The sequence below is a fragment of the Winogradskyella aurantiaca genome, from assembly GCF_003362725.1.
Classification (GTDB): domain Bacteria; phylum Bacteroidota; class Bacteroidia; order Flavobacteriales; family Flavobacteriaceae; genus Winogradskyella_A; species Winogradskyella_A aurantiaca.
Window position 1 is genome coordinate 586449 of the sequence record NZ_QKTV01000001.1, and the last position, 22851, is coordinate 609299.

General features: G+C 36.3%; 29 protein-coding genes. 22 read left to right on the forward strand and 7 right to left on the reverse strand.

Annotated features, from left to right (window positions below; all coding sequences use genetic code 11):
- Positions 1-84 precede the first annotated feature (84 nt).
- Entirely contained in the window at positions 85-561 is a 477-nt protein-coding gene (locus DN064_RS02715; protein WP_115461066.1) for a DUF456 domain-containing protein, read from the reverse strand.
- 102 nt (positions 562-663) lie between these two features.
- Here DN064_RS02715 and DN064_RS02720 point away from each other — a divergent pair, with 102 nt between their 5' ends.
- From DN064_RS02720 to DN064_RS02735, 4 genes are read left to right on the forward strand one after another with little or no spacing between them, the layout of a single operon-like run.
- Entirely contained in the window at positions 664-1023 is a 360-nt protein-coding gene (locus tag DN064_RS02720) for a BlaI/MecI/CopY family transcriptional regulator (protein ID WP_115461067.1), read from the forward strand.
- Between the two features lie 2 nt (positions 1024-1025).
- The gene (locus tag DN064_RS02725) at positions 1026-2570 is read left to right on the forward strand and encodes a M56 family metallopeptidase (RefSeq protein WP_115461068.1); all 1545 of its coding nucleotides are present in this window, start codon (positions 1026-1028) and stop codon (positions 2568-2570) included.
- Entirely contained in the window at positions 2570-3697 is a 1128-nt protein-coding gene (locus DN064_RS02730; RefSeq protein ID WP_115461069.1) for a tetratricopeptide repeat protein, read from the forward strand. Before DN064_RS02725 ends, DN064_RS02730 begins: the two co-directional genes overlap by 1 nt.
- A gap of 42 nt (positions 3698-3739) precedes the next feature.
- The gene (locus tag DN064_RS02735) at positions 3740-4210 is read left to right on the forward strand and encodes a hypothetical protein (protein WP_115461070.1); all 471 of its coding nucleotides are present in this window, start codon (positions 3740-3742) and stop codon (positions 4208-4210) included.
- 2 nt (positions 4211-4212) lie between these two features.
- On the opposite strand, the gene DN064_RS02740 is transcribed toward DN064_RS02735, so the two are convergent.
- Genes DN064_RS02740 through DN064_RS02750 form a run of 3 tightly spaced genes read right to left on the reverse strand, consistent with a single transcriptional unit; the run spans position 4213 to position 7208 of the window.
- Positions 4213-5070 (reverse strand): hypothetical protein, encoded by an 858-nt coding sequence (locus tag DN064_RS02740; RefSeq protein WP_115461071.1) that lies wholly within the window; start codon positions 5068-5070, stop codon positions 4213-4215.
- A 40-nt stretch (positions 5071-5110) separates the two neighbouring features.
- The gene (locus DN064_RS02745; RefSeq protein ID WP_115461072.1) at positions 5111-6241 is read right to left on the reverse strand and encodes a glycosyltransferase; all 1131 of its coding nucleotides are present in this window, start codon (positions 6239-6241) and stop codon (positions 5111-5113) included.
- Positions 6242-6245: 4 nt separating this feature from the next.
- Positions 6246-7208, reverse strand: a complete 963-nt coding sequence (locus DN064_RS02750; RefSeq protein WP_115461073.1) for a hypothetical protein — start codon at positions 7206-7208, stop codon at positions 6246-6248.
- 27 nt (positions 7209-7235) lie between these two features.
- On the opposite strand from DN064_RS02750, the gene DN064_RS02755 reads away from it, so the two are divergent.
- The 15 genes from DN064_RS02755 to DN064_RS02825 all read left to right on the forward strand — a co-directional run bounded on the left by DN064_RS02755 (position 7236) and on the right by DN064_RS02825 (position 18124).
- Positions 7236-7874: a cell envelope biogenesis protein OmpA gene (locus DN064_RS02755; RefSeq protein ID WP_115461074.1), complete on the forward strand. Its 639-nt coding sequence runs from the start codon at positions 7236-7238 to the stop codon at positions 7872-7874.
- On the forward strand, positions 7874-8425 hold the full coding sequence (gene ruvC, locus DN064_RS02760; RefSeq protein ID WP_115461075.1) for a crossover junction endodeoxyribonuclease RuvC: 552 nt from the start codon (positions 7874-7876) through the stop codon (positions 8423-8425). The genes DN064_RS02755 and ruvC overlap by 1 nt, the downstream gene beginning before the upstream one ends.
- A gap of 67 nt (positions 8426-8492) precedes the next feature.
- Positions 8493-9362 (forward strand): ABC transporter ATP-binding protein, encoded by an 870-nt coding sequence (locus tag DN064_RS02765; protein WP_115461076.1) that lies wholly within the window; start codon positions 8493-8495, stop codon positions 9360-9362.
- Complete coding sequence (locus DN064_RS02770; protein ID WP_115461077.1) at positions 9359-10192, forward strand: ABC transporter permease; 834 nt, start codon at positions 9359-9361, stop codon at positions 10190-10192. Before DN064_RS02765 ends, DN064_RS02770 begins: the two co-directional genes overlap by 4 nt.
- A complete protein-coding gene (locus tag DN064_RS02775) occupies positions 10192-10809 on the forward strand; it encodes a hypothetical protein (RefSeq protein WP_115461078.1) in 618 nt (205 codons plus the stop codon). The genes DN064_RS02770 and DN064_RS02775 overlap by 1 nt, the downstream gene beginning before the upstream one ends.
- Entirely contained in the window at positions 10810-11940 is a 1131-nt protein-coding gene (gene hemW / locus DN064_RS02780; RefSeq protein ID WP_115461079.1) for a radical SAM family heme chaperone HemW, read from the forward strand.
- Positions 11940-12689, forward strand: a complete 750-nt coding sequence (locus tag DN064_RS02785; protein ID WP_115461080.1) for a cyclase family protein — start codon at positions 11940-11942, stop codon at positions 12687-12689. Before hemW ends, DN064_RS02785 begins: the two co-directional genes overlap by 1 nt.
- 1 nt (position 12690) lies before the next feature.
- Positions 12691-13062 carry an MmcQ/YjbR family DNA-binding protein gene (locus DN064_RS02790; protein ID WP_115461081.1) on the forward strand — a complete coding sequence of 124 codons (372 nt, stop codon included), beginning with the start codon at positions 12691-12693 and terminating at the stop codon, positions 13060-13062.
- A gap of 110 nt (positions 13063-13172) precedes the next feature.
- On the forward strand, positions 13173-13583 hold the full coding sequence (locus DN064_RS02795) for a response regulator (RefSeq protein WP_115461082.1): 411 nt from the start codon (positions 13173-13175) through the stop codon (positions 13581-13583).
- A complete protein-coding gene (locus DN064_RS02800; RefSeq protein ID WP_115461083.1) occupies positions 13580-14119 on the forward strand; it encodes a heme NO-binding domain-containing protein in 540 nt (179 codons plus the stop codon). Before DN064_RS02795 ends, DN064_RS02800 begins: the two co-directional genes overlap by 4 nt.
- Before the next feature lie 3 nt (positions 14120-14122).
- Positions 14123-15709 carry a PAS domain-containing sensor histidine kinase gene (locus DN064_RS02805; protein WP_232827354.1) on the forward strand — a complete coding sequence of 529 codons (1587 nt, stop codon included), beginning with the start codon at positions 14123-14125 and terminating at the stop codon, positions 15707-15709.
- Between the two features lie 2 nt (positions 15710-15711).
- Positions 15712-16029, forward strand: coding sequence for an Hpt domain-containing protein (locus DN064_RS02810; protein WP_115461368.1), 318 nt, complete (start codon positions 15712-15714; stop codon positions 16027-16029).
- 6 nt (positions 16030-16035) lie between these two features.
- The gene (locus DN064_RS02815; protein WP_115461084.1) at positions 16036-16743 is read left to right on the forward strand and encodes a LytR/AlgR family response regulator transcription factor; all 708 of its coding nucleotides are present in this window, start codon (positions 16036-16038) and stop codon (positions 16741-16743) included.
- 364 nt (positions 16744-17107) lie between these two features.
- On the forward strand, positions 17108-17305 hold the full coding sequence (locus tag DN064_RS02820; protein ID WP_115461085.1) for a hypothetical protein: 198 nt from the start codon (positions 17108-17110) through the stop codon (positions 17303-17305).
- Between the two features lie 360 nt (positions 17306-17665).
- Positions 17666-18124, forward strand: coding sequence for a glycosyltransferase family protein (locus DN064_RS02825; protein ID WP_115461086.1), 459 nt, complete (start codon positions 17666-17668; stop codon positions 18122-18124).
- A gap of 1139 nt (positions 18125-19263) precedes the next feature.
- Here the strand turns inward: DN064_RS02825 and DN064_RS14305 are convergent.
- A complete protein-coding gene (locus DN064_RS14305; RefSeq protein WP_262508943.1) occupies positions 19264-19398 on the reverse strand; it encodes a hypothetical protein in 135 nt (44 codons plus the stop codon).
- Positions 19399-19443: 45 nt separating this feature from the next.
- Between DN064_RS14305 and DN064_RS02830 the strand changes: the two genes are divergently transcribed.
- Entirely contained in the window at positions 19444-19713 is a 270-nt protein-coding gene (locus tag DN064_RS02830) for a DUF1272 domain-containing protein (protein ID WP_115461087.1), read from the forward strand.
- Here the strand turns inward: DN064_RS02830 and DN064_RS02835 are convergent.
- Together DN064_RS02835 and DN064_RS02840 are read right to left on the reverse strand one after the other, a co-directional pair.
- Positions 19710-20198 carry a YybH family protein gene (locus DN064_RS02835; RefSeq protein WP_115461088.1) on the reverse strand — a complete coding sequence of 163 codons (489 nt, stop codon included), beginning with the start codon at positions 20196-20198 and terminating at the stop codon, positions 19710-19712. The two genes, DN064_RS02830 and DN064_RS02835, sit on opposite strands and share 4 nt — an antisense overlap.
- Before the next feature lie 39 nt (positions 20199-20237).
- The gene (locus DN064_RS02840; protein ID WP_115461089.1) at positions 20238-21338 is read right to left on the reverse strand and encodes a DUF4407 domain-containing protein; all 1101 of its coding nucleotides are present in this window, start codon (positions 21336-21338) and stop codon (positions 20238-20240) included.
- Positions 21339-21570: 232 nt separating this feature from the next.
- On the opposite strand from DN064_RS02840, the gene DN064_RS14345 reads away from it, so the two are divergent.
- Positions 21571-21699, forward strand: coding sequence for an LCI fold-containing protein (locus tag DN064_RS14345; protein ID WP_115461090.1), 129 nt, complete (start codon positions 21571-21573; stop codon positions 21697-21699).
- Positions 21638-22834: an NAD(P)/FAD-dependent oxidoreductase gene (locus DN064_RS02850; protein ID WP_115461091.1), complete on the forward strand. Its 1197-nt coding sequence runs from the start codon at positions 21638-21640 to the stop codon at positions 22832-22834. Before DN064_RS14345 ends, DN064_RS02850 begins: the two co-directional genes overlap by 62 nt.
- The last annotated feature ends 17 nt before the right edge of the window (positions 22835-22851 follow it).

Genomic DNA, 22851 nt, shown 5'->3' on the forward strand with positions numbered 1-22851 from the left:
CCCTCTTTAGTTTATTGTTGAATTAATAGCAAGTTGTAAACCTAATAGAAGAGCGACCGATGTGATTCTATTAGGTTTTTTGTGTTATATAATGATCCAGATAAACAGCCCCAGGTAGACCACCGCTACACTAAACTTTATAAATGTTGAAGCTAAAAACCCCATTAAAGATCCATAAGCAGCTCTCAGTGCATGTTGACTGTCTTGTTGATATAACAGTTCTCCAATTAAGGCTCCTACAAATGGCCCAATGATAATACCAAAGGGTATTGGGGCTAAAATTCCTATTATTAATCCCAGAGTGGTGCCCATCATACCATAGCGTGATCCGCCATATTTTCGAGTTCCTAGAGCAGGAATAATGTAATCCAAAATATAAATAACTAAGGCAATAATAAAGGTAAGTACCAGCGTACTAGTTGAAATTGATACGTTGTCCGAGAAACTCAAAACTAAGAGTCCAATCCAGCTAGTAAGGGGGCCTGGAAGAATAGGGACAAAACTACCTAAGACCCCTAAGAGCATCAACAAGGAGGCTACTATGATTAAAAAGATATCCATGTAACTAACAAGTCGACCTAAATGTTAAAAAGTTACAATTTTAACTAAGCAGTTAGTTTAAACTAAAAACTTAGTTATATTTATAATCTAAATTACACACCTATGAAACAATTGACCAAGGCAGAGGAGGAAATTATGCAGGTGCTCTGGGAGTTACAGAAGACTAATGTTAAGGGGATTATCGAACATTTACCAGAATCCAAACCAGCATATAATACAGTATCTACCATTGTTAGAATTTTAGAGAGTAAGGGATTTGTTAGTTATGAAAAGCAGGGGAAAGGTCATGTGTATTTTCCACTGGTGCCTAAGAGTGATTACAGTAATCAAAGTCTCCATAAGTTGGTAGATAATTATTTTCAAGGATCCTTTAAGAGTATGGTGTCCTTTTTTGTAAAGAAAAACGATGTAGATCTTCAGGACATCGAGACCTTATTAAAAGAAATCAATAAAAACGAATAGCTATGTTACATTACATTATACAAGTGGTGGCCTTTCAGGTTTTATTTCTTGTTGTCTATGATTTGTTTTTAAGGCGTCAGACCTTCTTTATTTGGAACCGAATCTATCTATTGGTCACTAGTTGTTTATCACTAGCACTTCCTTTTATTAAGATTGGTTTTATATCCGACTTTGGATCAGAGATTGGGGTCATCACCTTGCCAGAGGTGGTATTGGGTAGTACAGAAGAACTATCACCTATGAGCCAGGCTGCCATGAATGTAGCGGGTATTAGTACAGAGCCAGCAACAACCCCTGTATGGCAATGGGTATTGCTCAGCGGATCAATTGTGTTTTTAGTCATCTTACTAATCAAAGGACTTCAATTAGCAATGATCGTTTCAAAAAGTCCGAAGCGTTGGCAAAATAATATATTGGTGGTTAGACTTCTGAACAGTCATCAGGCCTATTCCTTCTTTAATAGTATTTTTCTGGGTTCTAACATCGCAAAAGAGGACCAAGAGGTCATATTGGAACATGAAATGGTGCATGTCCGTCACGGGCATAGTCTGGATATTATGTGGTTCCAAATACTTAAAATTGCCATGTGGTTTAATCCTGCTGTTTACTGGTATCATAACCGCATTGTAGAACTACATGAATACACAGCTGACCATAAGGTCATCTCATCAGATCAAAAACAGTCTTATTATGAAAATTTGTTAAAACAAGCCTTTGGTGTCCAGACCTTGTCTCTAACCAATGCCTTCTTTTCAAAATCCCTACTTAAGAAGCGCTTACATATGATGCAGCAAGGGCCTACTGGAAGAAGAAATTACTGGAGGTACGCACTCGCTATACCATTAATTATGGGCATGTTGACTTATGTGGCTTGTGAAAAAGAGGTATTAGAATCCAATGATTTTACTCAAGAAATTGAAGTAGAGCAACTGTCCTTTATTATTGATAAAGATCAGTTCCCAAAAATAAGTGATCACCCGGGATATCTAAGGATTGAAAAGTTCATTGCTCAACATCCTGAATATGTCATTAAGTTAGAACTCGCTCAAAATGAGTCAAAACTATCTGTTATTCATAAAAATAATCTGCCAGAGGATTCTTTTAAGATTACCACTGACGATGAGTTAAGTATGTATCTGGTCACTGATAAACAAACCCTAATTAACAAGATACAGAACTATTCAAATGAAGCTGAGGTTCCCTACTCAGTAATAGATCAGGCACCCACCTTTGAATCTTGTGACGGATTAGTTGGTGATGAACGAAAAAAATGTACCTCTATGGAAGTGGCTAAATTTGTTAATCAGAACTTTAACACCAACCTGGCTTTAGACCTAGGATTGACTGGGAGACAACGTATCTCTGTCTTTTTTAAGATTGATAAAAACGGTGACGTAACTGATGTTGGTGCCAGAGCACCTCATGAAGCCCTTGAAGAAGAGGCCAAGAGGGTAATTAACGCACTTCCAAAGTTTATTCCAGGCGTTCATCATGATGAAACTGTAGTAGTCCCTTATTCCTTACCTATATTATTTCAAGTGCAATAATGAAACGAATTGTCCTACTCTATATATTGGCGTCTATCGGGGCCTGGGCGCAATCTGGTATTCAGGAGGCCGATAGTCTTTTTAAATTAGGTAATTACTCCAAGGCGATAGCGATTTATAAGCAAAACAGCCAACATCATGAGGCATCTCAAAAACTAGCTTTATCCTATCAGGCACTTGGTAATTATCAACAGGGGTTGCAGTATTATGACAAAGCAGTTCTAGCTCATCCAGAAAATCTATTCTTGCGCTACGAGCAGGCTAAACTATTGCGAGCATTAAAGAAGTACGATGTGGCTAAAGAGGGCTTTCAGACACTTATTCAGAAAGACTCGCTCAATCCTAATTTTTATTTCGAAATGGGAAAACTGGCCGAGCAAACAGGTGATTCTTTGGCTATCAACTACTTCAACAAGACCTATAATTTAGATCCACAACACCAAAAAACCATTTATAAGATTGCCCGATATAAAATGGTAAAGCGAAAGCATATAGAGTCTAATGAATATGTAGACAGAGGACTTAAGTTGTATTCAGAGAATGTAGAACTCATTAGCTTAAAAGCTCAGAATTTCTATTGGATGCAGGATTATGAAAAGGCTATTTTCTGGTTTGAGAAACTCATTGCCCTTGGTGAAAAATCGGAGTTGATCTATGAAAAACTAAGCATCAGTCAGGCTGAGAATTACGATTATGAGAAGGCGATTGCTTATCGAAAAAAGGCTTTGGCATATAATCCTGAAAATGCCGATGCCCATTACGCTATTGGTATTTACTATGAGTATCTTCACAAATTTGCAGAGGCGGAAGAGCATGTGGCGTTAGCTATCAGTCTGAAAGATGAAAAACTATCCGATGAATATCAAAAGTTAGGGGTTTTGCTCAATAGGCAAAAAAAGTACCCTCAGGCTATTGAGGCCTTTAAAAAGTCATTGAAGGAGGATCCTACTAATATGAGCTCAGACTTTTTTATGGCCATGTCCAAAGATCAGTATTATGAGGACATTGATGCCCGTATAAAAGTGTTTAAGGATCTGGAAAGCAAATACAGCGATTCTCCATTTGCCACATTTGCAAGTAGGCGCTTAGAAGAACTCCGCGAGGAAAAATTTAACACGCAGGACTAAACTCTAAAAAAATTGTACTTTTCAGTTTCAGAAGTATTCTTCATGAAACGACGCTTACTAATAGTTTTAATTCTCCTTGTTTCCTGTAAAGAAATGGACCTTAAGAAGGTGGATGAAACTACCTTGGTTCAGGAAGAATTAGAAAATATTAACTGGAATTCTGTTGACCAATACCCGAGTTTTATAGACTGTAACGATGTGCCTGAAACATCGAAAGAGCAATGTTTTAAAGCAACATTGATCAATCATATTAATACCAGTTTAGCCTCAGCAAATTTGGTAGTAACAGAAGATGTTAGTGATACCTTAATGCTAAGAATTCAGATTTCAAATAAGGGACTGGTATCTGTTACAGAAGTAAAGGCCAAAGCCACGACTCGCGAGATTATTCCTGAAATAGACAGTCTCGTCCACCAAAGTATGCGCACTCTTCCAAAGGTGCTCCCAGCTATTAAGCGCAGTCAGGAAGTCACAACTGAATTCCAGTTGCCTCTTGTAATAAGTATTAAGTAAGATTACAGTCTAAATTTATATCCAATTACAAAGTCGATAGGGAAGTTTCCCTGATAGTCAAAAAACAAGGCTACAATTTCACTATACATAAACGTTACATAGCTATCCTTGCCAACTTTAACGTCTCCTCCCAGGCCAATAATGAATGGTGAGTTAATAGCGTTATTACTAATTTTGATAGGCGCCCCTGTTTCTTCATCTTCAAGGACCACTTCATTAATATTTAAGGTGGCTACCTTCACTTGAGCAAATAGCTTTAAGCGTTCTCTTCTTAAGAATCGAAACCGATAGCCAATATTGAATTCAGTGGTTTGGTAATCAAATTTATTGGACCTAAAAGCATGTCTTACCTGAAGAAAACCAGCATGTTTGTGGTCTGGAACATTTCCTGAAAACTCTATATCAAGACCTAACTGTGGGTTGCTAATATTATCAGGGTTACTTACAAATGGATTATTGGTAATTCCGGCAAAGGGCATAGCGTACCATTTTACTCTTGATGGAACTTTGTATGAGCTGTAATTAGGGTCCTGAGATGCGTTATACTCATCTATATATTTTTGAAGTGATTTTAAGTCAAAAAAGAGCTCGTTGGTATTGCCAAAACCTCCAGTTAATGCACTTAGTTTTGCTTTGTAAAAGTTGACTTCTTCTACTGTTTCATGCAGCTGAACAAGATCACCCGAAGCTGTTTCAACAAAATAATAGTAGTTGCGTTGAACAAAGCACCAGTACAAATCAATAGTGCCTTCTGAAACCTTCTTAAGGGTCACATCAAAACCTTCAATTTGTGTCTGTTTTTGAGCAGATAAAGTAATGAAATTTAGGAGCAGGAACAGGGCAATTAGTAGTTTCTTCATAACGCAGTAGTCTAGCCTAAAGCTACTAAAAAAGTTTTTTCTATGATTTAAATGAACGTTGTTTCCAAGTATATGGCCTAAGTAAACTTAACAGAACCACATATACACTTACAAAAGGGTAAATAATGCTGGAAGGCACAAAGGAGAATAAGACTTCTGTTTCGTCTAAGTAACGGGCAGTTTTAAAGACTAAAAGGAAATCAATTGAAAACTTAACCAGGAAAAATAAAAGTGCTGATTTGACATTAAGTTGTCCTATTAGCACCAAAAGTGGTAATGTAAGAATCCATAAATTGGTCAATAGGACTAATACTCCAGTGATTTTTCCAATCAGCAGGTTTGTTGATTTGGCTTTTGAAGCCCAGCGCTGGCGCTGATGAAAGAGCTGGTTCCAACTTGAGACAGGACTGGTACTAACGACGGCTTGGGGAGATTTTATATAGCCTAATTGATTAGGATTGTGTTTGACCAGGGCTTCAAGTAAAAAAACATCATCACCACTGGCAATATGCTGATTCTGCTTATATGGGTCAAGACTTAGAAAAGCTTCCTTGTCATAGCACATATTTGCGGCATTACACATAAAGGGGTGACCCCACCCAAAGGCACCAATAGTTGACCCCTGAAGACTTAATACATCGATAGCTTGATAGCGATCTAAAAATGATTGGAGCTTATGTAATTTCACAGGACCTGCTATTAAGGTACTCGGTTGGGCCTGCAGAAACGCATCAAAACAAGCCAGCCAGTACTTGGGGAGAATTACATCTGCGTCGGTGGTGGCGATGTACCTAAAGTGGGCATTCTGGATACCCAATCGAACAGCATCTTTCTTAGGCGAACCACTGAATCTCTCATTATTCAGGATTTTCCAGGTACTTTTTGGTCGCTGTTGTCTGATAAAAGACTCAATGAGCTTAACGGATTTATCACTGGAGTCGTCATTGATAAATAGCACTTCAACCAGTTTTGATGGATACTCGAGTTGATACAAGGACTCTAAAAGGGCTGGTAAAGTATCCTCTTCATTCCTAAATGTAATAATCACAGAGAAACCCATTTTTGGAGAATAATCTTGTAAATAGAAGTCATCTACCTTATCAAAACCCTTGTAGAAAGCGATAATCAATAGGATGTAAAGTAAGATAAGAACGAGTCCGGTAATTAGCATATTTCTATTCTTTGATACCGGGTTTGAGCTGCATCATGACAATACTCCCAATGACAGCTGGAAGCACATGATTTCCTAACCACATTAGTAATGTGGCAATCAGAACAATCCATGGATTTACACCAAAAAGCCCAAAGAGGAATACACCTAGGCTTCCTTTTATGATGCTATCAGAGGCAGCGGGTGTTGGAAGCATGGAATTAATGATGTAAATGCTAGAACTGATAATAAAAGTCCAGTAAACGCCAAGTGGATTACCTAATAGTTGGAGGAGTAAAATAAACTGCAATGAAAAAATCAAATACCTTGTAATTGATAAACTCATCAGAGAGACACAAAGCTGTCTGTTGGTAACTGATAGAAGCTCCAAAAGATTTAAATAGGTCTTCTTCATTTTTAGCTTTATAACAGGCACTATGACTAAGAATAAAATAAGTAGACTAGTTATAACCATTAAAGCCGTTTGTGAATCAATCAAGTGTAATATCCGGGGTTGATGTTTTGCTAAAACAACTAAGGACACAGTACCAAAAATGCCTGTAGTAAGCATTTGAAAAAAATGACTTAGGCCATTAAGAAGTACAATTGTTGGTCTTTGATGAGCTGCATAAAATGCAGGTTTCGAGGCATAATCACCCAGTTTAGCTGGGGTTAGAATAGAGGATGTGGCACCAACTAAACACTGTCTGGCGGCCTCACTGAGGGACAGTCTTTTTACTGGTCCCACGGCAAGTTGCCATTTGTAGGCCTCCAGCATCCAATTGATTGTAGTTAGAACTATAAGGGTCAAACAGATTTTTATTATAACAAAGGATGAGCTTGACCAGAAACTCTCCAAGGCATGAACGTTTGTTATATGAAATTGCTGAATTTGAAGATAGATAGAGCCAATAGCAAGGGCTGGCACTAAATAGGTAATTCCATAAAAAAAGAAATGTTTAGATTTGTGTAAGCCCCTAATCTGCATAACACAAATTAAATCAATTCTGTATAGATGCAGAAAGCTTTTTTGAAATTCATACTGTTGTTTTCAGTCTTAATGATGACGAGCTCAACAAAAGCCCAATGGAAACAAACAATGAAATGGAAAGCGATCGTTTCGCTCGGAATTAGTTACCCCTTCACAGATGGCTTTGTTAAAGGGTCCTTTGCGCAGCCCGTCAATTTCCCCTCGGTAAATTTAGGAATACAGCGCATGTTTAAACAAGAATATGGGTTGCGGTTGGATTATGGATTCAACCGGTTTGCCAATGATAAAGAATCTGCAGAGTTTAAGATTAATTATACCAGGTTTAATCTTCAGTTTGTGTATGATCCGACCAAGTTTTTAAACTTTTTACCTGAACGTATTGCCATTCCTCTTCATGCAGGTCCTGGGGTTTCGTTTTCTAAACCCTTAGGGGGTATCACGGGAAGAAATCAAACGTATGCTAATTTACTAGGTGGCATTGAGCTACATTATGCGCTTAATCAGCGTTTAAGTGTGTTTGGGGATTTTTCATACATCTGGGGCTTAACGAGTTTGGACGATTACAACCCGCCTTTATCTGGTCTAGGTGCATTTAATGGAAGTCTCTTTACTATAACTGTTGGGCTTTCCATATCTTTGAGTGGTTGCCAATTCTGCGATTAATGCAAACAGAAAAAATTATTTTAGGGATTGACCCTGGAACCACCATCATGGGGTTTGGGATTATTAAGGTTGTTGGGAAACAAATGCAATTTGGACAGTTAAATGAACTTCAGCTCAAAAAGTATGACGATCATTATTTGAAGCTCAAGCATATTTTTGAGCGTACCTTAGAACTTATTGATACCTATCACCCTGATGAAATTGCCATTGAAGCACCCTTCTTTGGTAAGAACGTACAGAGTATGTTAAAATTAGGTAGAGCTCAAGGAGTTGCTATGGCTGCAGGATTGTCGCGACAAATACCAATTACAGAGTACTCCCCAAAGAAGATTAAGATGGCCATTACCGGTAATGGTAACGCCAGTAAAGAGCAAGTGGCAAAAATGCTTCAGAGTATGCTGCAATTAAAAACACTTCCTAAGAATTTGGATTCAACAGATGGATTGGCAGCCGCAGTATGTCACTTTTATAATATGGGGCGGCCGACTCAGCAAAAAAGTTATACGGGTTGGACAGCGTTTGTCAAACAAAATCAAGACAAAATTTCATAGTCTTATTAATTCATGATTCTGGGAGATTCTGCCTAATATCAAATTCTGAACTTGTATTTTTACCTATATGATAGAGGTTAGCAATCTAACATTGACCTACGGGGTGGCCACCATCCTTAGCGATCTAAACTTTACGATTCCAAAAGGGTGCATTATGGGACTCATTGGTCCTAACGGGGCCGGAAAGAGCAGTCTTATTAAAGTTTTAGCAGGTCTTGTATTTCCTGATAATGGTGACATACAATTAAAAGGCGAATGTATTGAGTTCAGGGATCTAAGAAGAATCACAGGTTATATGATTGATTCTCCGTCATTCTACAACCAATTATCAGGACCTCAAAATCTAAAGTTGATTCAACAGATTAATTCTAAGGCGGGGAGCACTGAATCGCTTCTGGAATTGGTAGGCTTATCGGATGTAGGATCAAAGAAGGTGAAGAATTATTCTACCGGCATGAAACAGCGCTTAGCTATTGCTGCGGCCTTAATAAGAACACCTGAGTTGTTAATTCTAGACGAGCCTTTCAATGGCCTGGATCCTGGGGGCTATAAAGACCTTTGGGATATAATAACAAAGTTAAATAAGGAAGGAGTAACGCTTATCATTTCATCCCATCTGCTGGCAGATCTGGAGAGTCATGCTACAGACTTTATGCTCATAAACAATGGGGTCCTGACCATGACCTTATCAAAATCTGAACTCGATGCCACTGAGCGATTGATAAGTTTTTACTTTGATTCGGTATTAAATCCAGAACAAAGACAACAATTTGATGAGGTATCAGTGAAAGAGTGGGGAGAACAGCATGTGGTGGTATTAATGAAACCTGAATCTATCGCGGTTTTTACAAAGCAATTAGTGGATAAAGATTTAGTGCCAATCAACATAAAGACCCAGACCATCTTACAACAAACATATTTCAAGATGTCCAGATGAAAGCCTTAGTTAAAACAGAATTTTTTAAACTTTTCACATCTCTAAGGACCTATCTGACCTTTGCCATTGCTATTGTGCTAATGGTCATTATCAATTTTGGTCTCTACATAGAAGGAGAGTCCATCCTTGCCTTTTTATTACAACCCTTAAAGGAGTATTTTTTGGTTCAGGGTAACATTTTAAATGGTTATTTAATAGCTTATTTTTCCCTAAATACCTTGTGGGTGCATATTCCTGTACTCATTATTATTGTAACGGCCTACATCTATTCAGGTGAATTTGAAAATGGGACTATTAAGCTATTGCTATCGCAACCAATAAGTAGAGGACGGATTATGTGGGCCAAGTTTATGACGATGGTGTCGTATAATTTGCTCTTTATGGTGGTTCTAGCCTTATTTGCCCTGATTCCGGCAGTAATGATTTTTGGAAGAGGTGATATTATGGTTTTGAATAATGGGGTCCAGTTTTTATTGGAATCAAGTTTCTTCTGGCGCTATGGGTTGGCAGTCTTATTTGCCATGATTGCCATGACGGCGTTTTCATCTTTATCCATGTATGCAGCCCTTTACTTCAAGGATACGTTAACAGCGATTCTTGTAAGTTTTGGTGTTCTAATTTTACACACTTTATTTCAGTCCTTTACCTTTGAAGTTACAAGTACATGGCAAAACCTGTTGTTTTCCTATCATATGTCTAATTGGCAACTATTGTTTATGACCGAAGTTCCTTGGCGTCAATTTGGACTATCGGCCCTATTTTTAACGGGTTTCACGGCCATCTTTACTGTATTGAGTTATAACCGATTTAAAAGAATGAATATTGCCTGATGAAAAAGACCTTATTGCCGTTCATTCTGTTGTTAAGTTTCCTGAGTTTTTCTCAAACAAATGACCCTTATATTCAAGCACTAATTGAACAATATTCAGATTCTCTGGAGTTAAATTGTGATGTATATATAGAATTAGACGTCGAGGGTATTATTATTCCACCAAAGACCGTGAATTTGAGATTTGAAAATGGCGAACCACAAATTTCTGGTCAGGGTATTGCCATGCTTCCTAAGAAAGGCATCGTAAACCAGTTTAATGATCTCTTACAGGAAGAATTTCAGGCTATTTATCTGTCAAAACGTGGTACAAACAGAGTTTATAAATTGGTCAGCCTGGACGATACTTCCGATTGGATCACCGCCGATGTGGAATTTGATGAAAACCTTCTTTTGGTGACAGAGGCGACCATTAATACTCGAAAATTTGGATCGTTTAATGTTAAAAACTCATATGCCAATGGTAAATATCCAGACAAGACTGAAATCAACTTTAATCTAAAAAAGTTTAAATTACCTCTTAAGTTTCTCGGTCGTTCAGATCCGAGCTTTTCTAAAATAGAAGGACAGGAGATTACTGAGGGGAAGGTATATTTGTCCTACACCTATTTGGACTAAATGGCTGGGATTTACATACATATTCCCTTTTGTAAGCAGGCTTGTCACTACTGCGATTTTCATTTTTCTACATCTCTAAAGAAAAAGGAAGCCATGCTCATAGCGCTTAAAAAAGAACTAGAATTACGAGCTATGGAATTAAAAGATGAGACTATAGAGACTATTTATTTCGGTGGTGGTACCCCTTCCATTCTTGAAACAGAGGAAATCGAAAGCCTTATTGATTTAGTTTACGAGAATTTTGAGGTCAGATCTACACCAGAAATTACTGTAGAGGCCAATCCCGATGATTTGTCATCCGAGGTTCTAAAAGCACTGGCGAGTTCAAAGGTGAACCGCTTGTCCATTGGTATCCAGTCTTTTTTTGAAAACGATCTCAAACTCATGAACAGGGCTCATAATGCTCTGGAAGCAAAGGAGTGTATCGAAGAGTCGAAACGCTTTTTTAATAACATTTCCATTGATTTGATCTATGGCATTCCTGGAGCTTCCAATGAACAATGGCAGGAGAATATTCAAATTGCTTTGGATTATGAAGTGCCACACATTTCATGTTATGCATTAACGGTAGAACCTAAAACAGCTCTGGAAAGTTTTATTAAAAAGGGACTGGTAGAACCAGTCAATGATGATGGCGCGCATGAGCAATTCTTGTTGCTTAAAGACATTTTGGAAGAACGTGGTTTTGTGCATTACGAACTCTCAAATTTTGGAATGGAAGGTTATTTTAGTAAGAACAATACCGCCTATTGGCAAGGAAAGTCCTATTTGGGTATAGGGCCTTCGGCACATTCTTTTAATGGGCAACAGCGGAGCTGGAATGTGAGAAACAATAGCAAGTACATTAAGGCCTTAGAACAAGATCAGCTACCTTCAGAAATTGAAACCTTAACCAAGGTGGACCGCTATAACGAGTATGTTATGACACGCCTTCGTACTAAATGGGGAATTTCTTTAAACTATATAAAGAAGGAGTTCGGGGAGTTATATTTGCAATATCTTATGGATCAGGCACATAGCTTTATAGAGGGCCATCTATTATTTCATGATAAGGATCAGTTGTATGTTTCTAAAAAGGGCTTATTTTTAAGTGACGGTATTGCATCACAATTGTTCAAATTAAACCTGTAATGATAGCCAGCATTCAATATAATTCCAGAAAACTAATTATTGATTTAAGTCAACCCTTGGATATTTCCATGCCCCTTAAGGCTAAAGCGTCTAATGTCAATGCCTGGTATATTGGGCCACCGAAAATAACTCCTGTGGTTATGGACGGTCATACCATTAGTGTGTTAGAAGGAGCATCGGTAAATTTTAATCAGATTTCCTTTAACCCCCATGCTCATGGAACGCATACAGAAACAGCTGGTCATATTACTAAAAAGGTTCATTCCATTAATAAGAATTTAAAGCAGTTCTTTTTTCTGGCTGAGGTGATCACTGTTGTTCCAGAGAAACAAGAGGAAGACTATGTGATTTCCAAAAAACAACTGCAGTTTGCTTTAGGTAATAAAAAAAGAGATGCATTAGTCGTACGGACGCTACCCAATACGAGAAAAGATAAACATTCCAGGCAGTACTCCAGTACCAATTGGCCATATTTCACAGAAGAGGCTGCTGTCTATTTAAAAGAGAAGGGAATTAAGCATTGGTTGGTAGATATGCCAAGTGTGGACAAAGAACGTGATGACGGAGAATTATTATGTCACCATGCATTCTGGGATACCTCTGGGAAGCTGCGATTGGATGCTACCATCACGGAAATGATTTATGTATCCAATAAGATTGATGACGGAACCTATTTTCTGAATCTGCAAATAGCACCTTTTGAAAATGATGCCAGCCCTAGCAAACCAATTTTATACAAGGTGATGTAATATGGCTTTACACATTGATCAAATTCGCGATTATTGTCTTGCTAAGCAGCAGGTGACCGAGTCGTTTCCATTTGATGAAGACACGCTGGTCTTTAAGGTGGCCAATAAAATGTTCTTATTGATTTCTTTAAAACGCTGGGAGCAGGGCGATGGCTTTATCAATTTAAAATGTGACCCGGATTGGGCCCAGGAATTACGGGCTGAATATGAGAGTATCCAGCCTGGTTATCACATGCACAAGTGTTTATGGAATAGTGTCTATGCCCAAACAGGGAAGTTAAGTCCACAGTTTGTTAATGAATTAATAGACCATTCGTACGAGCAAGTAGTCAAGAGTCTTCCAAAAAAGTTGAGAGCGACTATCAACCTTTAAAACCATTGGCCGATATATACATGCATTCTAACTACGTTTAAAGTAGATCAAACGAAATTTTTTAGCAATTGGTTCTGTAACAATTATTTTTTCAAGTTAAGCGAAATACTATGAGATCTTTAAAGATTCTTTTAATTGAAGACGACACTATTGAGGTCATGAAATTTAATCGGGTTGTTGATTCTTTGAGTCTTAGGCATGAAGTTCAAATATCTCAAAATGCCGAAGAAGCCTTAAAATATTTAAATGAGAACGATACACTTCCGGATCTAATACTTTTGGACCTAAACATGCCAAAAATCAATGGCTTAGAATTTTTAAAACTTTTAAAAAATGATGCCAGATTAAGATACATGCCAACGGTTATTTTAACAACTTCCAATAATCAAAGGGATCTAAAACAATGCTATAAGTTAGGTATAGGGGGTTATTTATTGAAACCTCTTAAATATGAGGACTATATTTCTAAAATTGAAAAATTATTGGCATATTGGAGTATCAATGAATTGATTAAGGTATGAAAGGAATAATATTTACAGAATTTCTTGATTTGGTTGAAGACAAATTTGGTCTGCCAATGGTGGATCAGATTATCCAACAATCGGAATTAGCATCGGGTGGTATATATACTTCTGTTGGAACTTACGAGTTTTCAGAAATGTTACAACTCTTAACACATTTAAGTAATAATACCTCCATGTCTATCGACGATCTTCTGATGGTTTATGCTGAACACCTTTTTGCTGTTTTGATTAATTCTTACCCTCACCTCGTAGAACGCTATAAAGATCCCATGGAACTCTTAGCATCCATCGAAAATCATATTCATGTAGAAGTTCAAAAGATATATCCAGAAGCCCAATTACCAACTTTTGATTTAGTTGAACGACAGGAAGATAAGATGATAATGATTTACAAGTCTGAGCGCGCATTGTACATGCTTGGTAAAGGTCTAATGCTGGAAACCTTCAAGTTATTTGATACTCCTGTAAAAATAGAATATGAAAAATTGAATGAGAAAGGAACAGAAGTAAAGTTTTCAATAAATAAAATTTAATGATTGGTTGACGAAATACAAATATTAAAACGAGCATTAGAGAGGGAAAGATTTTCAAGAAAGGCGGCTGAAGAAATTTTAGAAGAAAAGTCTGCAGAACTTTATGAGGCAAAACGGAAATTAGAGGAAAGTCATAATGAATTATTAAAGCTTTATGGTAATGCCAGTTCACAATTACAAGGTGTTTTTGAGAATATTGTGGATCCCTATGTGATTATGGATTTATGGGGTAATCCACTAAAGATGAATGATGCAGCTATCGACTTATTAGACTACGAAGAAGCCAACAAAAAAGACAGTTTATTGCAGTTTGTAAATCCAGAGGATCTTGAGATAGTCACAGCAGCATTTAAAACGTTAATTACAAAAGGGTCTTTGACTGGTTTTAAGCTTCAACTAGTAACAGCTAAAAGACTAAAAAAGTATGTTCATATCAATTGTAGTATCATCTACGAAGACGGCGTCGCTGTGGCAGCTCAAGGTGTTTTGAGGGATATTACTGAGGAAATAAATTATCAGAAACGAATTGAAGGTGAACGGGAGAAATATATGAATATCATTAATAATATGAACCTTGGTCTTCTTGAGGTTAATATTAAGGATGAAGTTCTATTTGTCAACCAACGATTCTGTAAGATTTCAGGATATTCTAAGGAAGAATTACTTGGTAAACAGGCTGGAGAACTAATCCCATTATCAAATGACAAGGAAACTATCAAACAAGAGAATGCTAATAGATTATTAGGGGAATCCAATTCATATGAAATTAAAGTCTTAACCAAATCTGGAGAACTAAGAAACTGGTTGATTAGTGGAGCGCCAAATTATAATTTAAAAGGCGAGGTGATAGGCTCAATTGGTATTCATTTAGATATTACAGATTTTAGATTGTTACAAAGCGAAAAAGAAAAGTTGCTAATTGAATTGGAAAAGAGTAATGAAGAATTAAACGAATATGCTCATATTGTTTCTCACGATCTCAAATCACCGTTGAGAAGTATTAATGCCCTTATTAGTTGGATTAAGGAGGATAATAAGGATTCTTTTGATCACTCTACTATTAAAAATTTTGATCTCATTGAAGCGACCTTAGAAAAAATGGAGCAATTGATTTCAAATTTATTAGACTATTCCAGCATTGGGGAGAATAATATAGAGCGTGAAATGGTAGATACCAATCAGCTTATAAAAGACTTAAAAAAGGTGCTTTATGTTCCTAAACACATAACAGTCCACATTAAAGATACACTTCCCACAGTATATGCAGATAGGATTAAACTGCAACAGCTTTTTCAAAACTTAATAAGTAATGCGGTTAAATTCAATAATAAAAATAAGGGCGTAATCGAAATTGGTTGTGAAGAACAGAAAGAGAGATATCAATTTTCAGTTTCAGATAATGGAATTGGGATTGATCCTAAATACCATGAAAAGATTTTTAAAATATTTCAGTCCTTATCAGATGATAAGGAATCGAGTGGTATTGGTTTGTCTATTGTTAAAAAAGTAGTTGACTTACATAGTGGAAAAATATGGTTGGAATCTGAGCTAGATAAAGGTTCTACATTTTACTTTACAATGAAAAAATGAACATGGAGCAGCCCAATTTAATCTACATTAAATCTATGTCTGGAGGGAATCAAGCCTTTGAACAAAAACTTATAGGCATCATCAAGCAGGAGTTTCCGAAAGAAGTTGAGATATATCTTACGAACATGTCATTGAAGGAATACAGAAAAGCAGCTGACAATGTTCATAAACTTAAGCATAAAATTAGTATTTTAGGATTGCAAAAGAGCTATGCAATAGCTCAGGATTATGAAAAGAATCTTTTGGAAGGAAGTACAATTCTAGAAGCTGACTTTTCAGATATTATTCGCCTTATTGCAGACTTTTTAGAAACTCAATAAATTAATATGAACTGTATAATCATTGACGATGAAGCGGCTGCAAGAGCAATCATAAGTCAGCTATGTGGCCAAGCTCCACAAGTGAATGTCATTGAAGAATTTCCTAACGCTATTCAAGCCATCAAATTCTTAAACCAGAATGAAGTAGATCTTATTTTTCTAGATATTCATATGCCTGATTTTACAGGGTTTGATTTTATTGAAACGATAAAAAACCCTCCTAAAATTATACTTACAACATCGGATACTAACTTTGCTATCCAGGCATTTGAGTATGATTGTATAGTTGACTATTTAGTCAAGCCTATTTCGCTCGAGCGCTTTCAAAAGGCCATAAATAAAGCTGAGGCTTCTTCCGTAAATGCCTCCTCAAATTCCTCGGATAAGGTAGAGACGACCTCAGGTAATGATTTGTATGTGAATATAGACCGTAGGCTTATTAAAATAAATATTCCAAGTATTTACTTAGTGGAAGCACAAGGAGACTACATAAGGGTGAAAACTGAAAATAAGAACTACACCGTTCACTCAACTTTGAAGAAAATTAAAGAGAAATTGCCTGACTCCATCTTTCTTAAGGTTCACAGGTCATATATAATAAATATCAATAAAATAGTTGATATCGAGGATAATAGCGTTTTAATTAAGAAGGATATTATTCCTGTTTCTCGTTCCAATCGACCTGAACTTATGAGGCGCCTCAATATGCTTTAAGATTTAGTTTTCGGTTTTTCCTTTAGTTCCTGCTAGCTGTTGTTTAACTGCATTGTTATTCTTCATGTTCCAATTCGTTTTGCAAACAATAGGCTAAGTATTCATTATCTGTAAATAGACTACCACATTTATTTCGAGATACTAGGTTTAATAAAAACTAATCAACACAAAACCTTCTAATATCGTATCCCTTTTTATTCTAATCAGAGCGTAGCCGATTAACTGTATATAATATTCTTTAAAAGACACTAAAATGCTATTCGTCGAAATATAAATGTTTTCCAGTACTAGAGATTTACTTTAGTATTCAAAATAATCTTAACTGTTAATAGAATTTGAACAAAAGTAATTTAACATAAAAACGATGGAAACAAAAACAAACTATATAACAGAAATAATTGAAGAGCTAAAAGGCCTTCCTGATTATAATGATTTAGACAATGATGATAAACAAGTTGGATACTTAGAAGGGGTTTGCGATTGTATAAATGTAATTGTGAAACATTCAGATAGAATTTTGGAAAGGTGTGGAAAAATTTATCAGAAAATTGAGAATATTTAAAGCTTTTACCATGCTTAATAATTATATTAAGCAAACTTTGGTACAAAGCCTTCTTTTGCTCACTAATAAGGGCAGTTCCGCTCATCATATTGATACTTTCATTACTAAATGTCATATAATCAATATGATTATCTTGTGGCTTTTTAGGCCTCATTATTACAATTATCAAACCGTGCCAATTACATCTTTTAAAAGTAGAATTCAAACTTGAAGAAAGCAGAACGCTTATCTGATATTATTTCACTTTATTATCTTAGAATACGATAGTAATTCATGCGATAAGTATAAAAATGATAAATCGGCACAGCGTGTTCTTGAATCATAGGGAGTTATAGACAAACCATATATGGATTATATCCCATGAAGATTGGAATAATTATGATTTTTCAGAATAATGAGAAGAACATTGATTGGAAGTTTTTTTTACAACACCTTGAAAAGTCAAAACCTATTAAATTTTGTCTGGTAAACAACGGTAGCACGGATGACACTGGTTTGCTACTAGTAGAGATTACAGAGGGCTGCACAAACGTATCTAGCGTACATATAAAGAGATTGAAAAAAGAAAAACTTGCCATAAGGGCTGGGGTGCGGTATTTATGGAATGAGTATGGTATCGAATGTATAGGCTTCGTTAATACTAACGATTTTAGAAACAGCCGAGATTTTGAAAGTCTAATGAAAGACCTGGTCTCAAAAGCAAATCATCTCTTATCCTACAAATCTAATACGCATGAAAATTACCAATATAAACGGCCCATTTTACAGAGTCTCTTCCCACTTAAAGCTTATTTAGACAGTTCCAGTTTGGACATCTAATCAAGATTAAATTTTATCGCACTTAATCAGAAATATCTTGTATTACCTTTTAAAGTTTCAGATATATCAGGAAAACTCTCTTGAGCAATTTTAACACGTTTTGAATAAATATCGGCGGTCTATTTAACATCATAGAATTAATTCGTTTAGATTCGTTTTTAGGGATGTTGTTGCTATCATAAATAACTTTAATACGCCTTATTTAGTGTTTGACGCGTAAATGAATTAGTCTATATAAACAATGTTGTTCATCTAAACATCATCTGCTACTCATCGAAATAAGTAATAATTCATGAAAATAAAATGGATATTTAAAAGTAATTAGTAATCATTGCTAATCTTAATTAATTTAATTTTTGTTCCCTAGAGCCGCAAGGCTCTTTAATAAGATTCTTGCGGTTTTATAAAAAAATGTAGATTGATTTATGGAGTAATTTTAAATAATTTGTTTGGTTGGTTTGGGGAATGTTCTTTTAGCATTCCCTTTCTTTTTTTTGCACATCGGTATAGAGCAATAAAGTGTCTTTAAAAACACAGATACATACCGATAATCTACTCAAGAATGTTCAAGACAATAAATATAGCTCGAAGCCATTATTATGTTATAACAGATAAAAATAAAGAAACATTTAAAGTATTAAATTAAGGATACATTGATTGGAAATTTTCCTTTGATAATGTCATTAGGTTTATTCATAGTATTAAATCATGCTTTTTTTTGATATTTCAATATACGTTTTGATAATTTATTGATGTTTTGTTAGTACAAGTTTATCTTAATTATGGTAGCGTATGTTAGAGGGCCAGTTACATAAAGAACTTTTTTATAAAGGTATATGGGTCACATAATTCAGGTGGCCGATATAAGTAATACAATTCACCTACACTAAATGTATTATTCATCGAAAGGATTGCAAAAATTTTGAAATATTTACGACTTTCAATTTGTATTAATCATTGCTAGGAAAATGTGATTAATAAGTGTTCAATAAAACCGCAGGGATTTTTTTTCACTTTCAAAGTTCATGCGGTTTTTATTCTTAAAAATGTAAATTAATTTCATAAAAAGTTAGGTTGATTGTTTATGAAATGATTTAGTTGGTTGGTTAAAGGAAACGGACTGGGCTCCGTTTCCTTTTTTAGTTTTTGATATTGCGGTAAAGTGAGCTAATGGGCAGTATGAATACAAGAAACAGATACTTTCCTGTGACTAATCCAAATATGGTAATGGCAGCAAGGCCTACCATGATCCAGTTTTTTGTGCTTTGCTTCATAGGGCAAAAATAAATGAGTACCTTAAAGCAGCAAAAAAAGATCTTGTGTTAGAGATAAGACCCACTTGTGAAAATTGCAATAAGGCATTACCATTCAACTCAGAGGAAGCCATGATCTGTACCTTCGAATGCACATTTTGTAAAGATTGTGTGGAGTTACTGGCACATGTTTGTCCTAATTGCGGGGGTGGCTTTGAGAAACGTCCTAAACGTCCAGAATCTTTACTAGAGAAATATCCTGTTTCTGAAAAAATAGTATACAAACCTGTAGATTTGGATGTGCATTTTGCCAAACTTGGTAAAAGACATAACTAAGCTGTCATATCGGCAATGATCTTCCATTCGCCATTGATCTTTCTAAAGATGATTATAAAGAAACCGCTTGCATGACCTATGTCCCGTGTTAAATAAAATTCACCCATTACATAGTAACTGTTGTCCTCAACTCTAGAAATATCATTGATGGTGAACTTTAAAATCCCACTTTCTGCTTTGGTAGGATAGTTTTTCTTGTAATTGGCTAAAGTCTGGTCCCAGCCCTTGGTGAGTCCACTGGCACTATAAAATTTAAGGTCTTCAGAGTTCCAATAGCCCTGCATAAAGCCTTCGAGGTCGTGATTGTTCCAGGCTGTTTCTTGTTCTTTCATGACCAACCTAATACCTGCCTCTGCCTCGTTAGCATCAGTTTGGCTGTAGACTTCCGTATTGGTGTCTGATGATTCTGTAGCCTGAACATCAGCCTTTATACTGATACAACTTACTGTAATAATAGCTAGAATAAAATATAATAAGTACCTCATTTGTGTAACCTTGTGAGGACTAAATGTACTAACTAATTCCTAAAGAATAGACTTCTGATTTTTGAAAAAGGCATCTGCCTGAAGTTGCATTAACTCTTTGGCTTTTTTATGCTTGTAGGCATAGACTTCCTCCTGATCAGCAATGTCTTCATAAACCTTATTATTAAGGCTGTTATCGGCGGTTAAAAGCAATTGGCGTTGGCTCAGTTTTTGCTCGGTCCAGGTTCTAATAGTCGACTCCTGATCTTCAAGTAAAAAGTCATACTGACCTCTTGGAGATAACAGCTTGGCAAAAATAGGTGAGGTCTCAATGGCTAGAAACAACAGAAATATAAAAAATGAAGGTAGCCAGGGCAATTGGCTTAAGGCGTTGACTCTAGCCATGAGTCCGTCAAAATTATCGATGATAGGTTGTGTATTAGCTTCGCTTTCTTTTTGAAGTCCTTGAAGGTTGACAATCTCAGCTTCAATAGCTGTGATCTTATCTTGAGAACTCTGCTTAAGCTGATTAAGTTCTGCTAAAGCCGCATCGTGTTTGTCCCGTTTCTCTTGATAAACGGGACCTTTTCCCAACAATTTGGTCCCCGCGGTGCCTTCTGCTTCAGAAATATAGGTGTCATATAAAGCATCCACTTCACCCTGTTTAGAAGCAACGGTATCATTGATTGCAAGAATTTCTGAGCGTAGCTGGGCGATTTGGGGTGTATATTGTTCGGCAATTTGGGATTTGTTGGCGAGCGTTAATTCGTTCTTTTGCTCTAAAAGCACCTGGTCAATTTCTTTTTGAAAAATCTTTAATTCCAGAGGTTTTGATATCACAATAGCGATAATGACTGCTAACAAGATTCTGGGTGTGGCTTGTAACAACTCATCTAGCACGTTGTTTCGTTTTTTAATAGTGGACACGATATAGCGGTCCAAATTAAAGATGAGTAACCCCCAAATGAGACCAAATCCAATGGCGGTATAGTAGTTGTCAAATACAGTGTACAGTGCATAACTGGCAGCAATGCAAGCCATCAAGGCGGTAAAGAAAACAGTGGCGCCAATTCCGGCGTATTTGTTTTGTTCCCCTTCCGAACATTCTTTGAGAAGGGCAGTATCAGCTCCGGAGCAGATAATAAAAAATTGCTTAAGCATAAGGCTGTTGTTTTTTGATTGATTGAAGATTAACGCGTTACGATTGGTTATTAGAACGTCATTATTAGTGATTTGTTACAATACTAAAGGCTTATTTCTACTCACGACTTCGTGTTTTTGACTGTCATATCCATAAAAATCTAGAGTTTGGCTTTGTAACAATTGTTACTTAACTCAGTAAATACAGGGGTTTTGAGCGTTTTTATGATTTTCGTCATGTTTATCAGGGGCCTTGGCTAGTAATTTTGTAATAGATAATGAAAAGGACATTATCTCATGGAATTTAAAATCTAAGTATTATGAAAACAGCAGTAATAATTGGTGGAAATTTTGCAGGAATGACCGCCGCTTTAGAGCTTAAAAGGAAAGACCCTTCATATAAAGTCATAATGATTGATAAATCACCTTTGTTCTTGTTTATCCCTTCTTTGATATGGGTACCCTTTGGGAGAAGAGATATCAAGGATATTTCATTCAGAAAAGATAAAATATTAGAAAAAAAGGGAGTGGATTTTGTTCATGCAGAAGCACTTAAAGTCGACCCTGAAAAGCAAATCGTGGCCACAACTAAAGGCGATTATAGTTATGACCATCTGGTCATAGCTACCGGTCCTAAAGTAAAATATGATGTTGCACCTGGTGTTAAAGACCATTCGTATTACATAGGAACCCCAGATGGTGCTATGAAAACTCGAAAAGCGCTTGAAGCGTTTAAGAAGAACCCTGGACCCATCGTTATTGGTGCTACACAAAATGCGGGATGTATGGGTGCCGCCTATGAGTTTTTATTTAATATCGAGAAGTGGTTGCGCGAACAAAATATTAGAAAGAAAGTAGACCTGTTCTGGATTACCCCAGAGACCTATTTAGGGCACTTTGGAATAGATGGTATGCCAATGGGCGAAACCATGTTGAAGTCTTTTATGAAGATGTTCAATATTCATTACAGAACGGAAGTAGGTGTAGAGGAAGTAACTGAGAATACCGTGGTACTGACAAACGGTGAAGTTTTAGAAAGTCGTTTCTCAATGTTAATGCCACCATTTGTTGGGGTGGATTTTGTTACCAATTCTGAAGGATTGGAAGTTAATGCAGCTGGTTATATCCCAGTTAATGATACTTATCAACATGTGAAATATAAGAACATTTGGGCGGCAGGAATTGCTGTAGATGTCAAGTTGCCATTTAAACCTGGTAAGGTGCCATTCTCTGGTCCAAAAACAGGATATCCATCCGATGAAACTGGTAAGGTGGTTGCTGGTAATATTTTAAGGTTTGAAAAGGGTAAAGAACTTAAGGAAAAACCATGGGGTAAAATACCAGGCTTATGTATCATGGACGCTGGTAAAAAGGAGGTGTGGATTGTGAGCAATCACTTGTTTAAACCAAGAACATTTGCCATTATGATTCCTAATGTGTTGTATGACTTCGGTAAAGTACTATTTGAAAAATACTTCCTTTGGAAAACCAGAAACGGACTGTCCTATTTACCATAGCCAAGTATAATAATTAG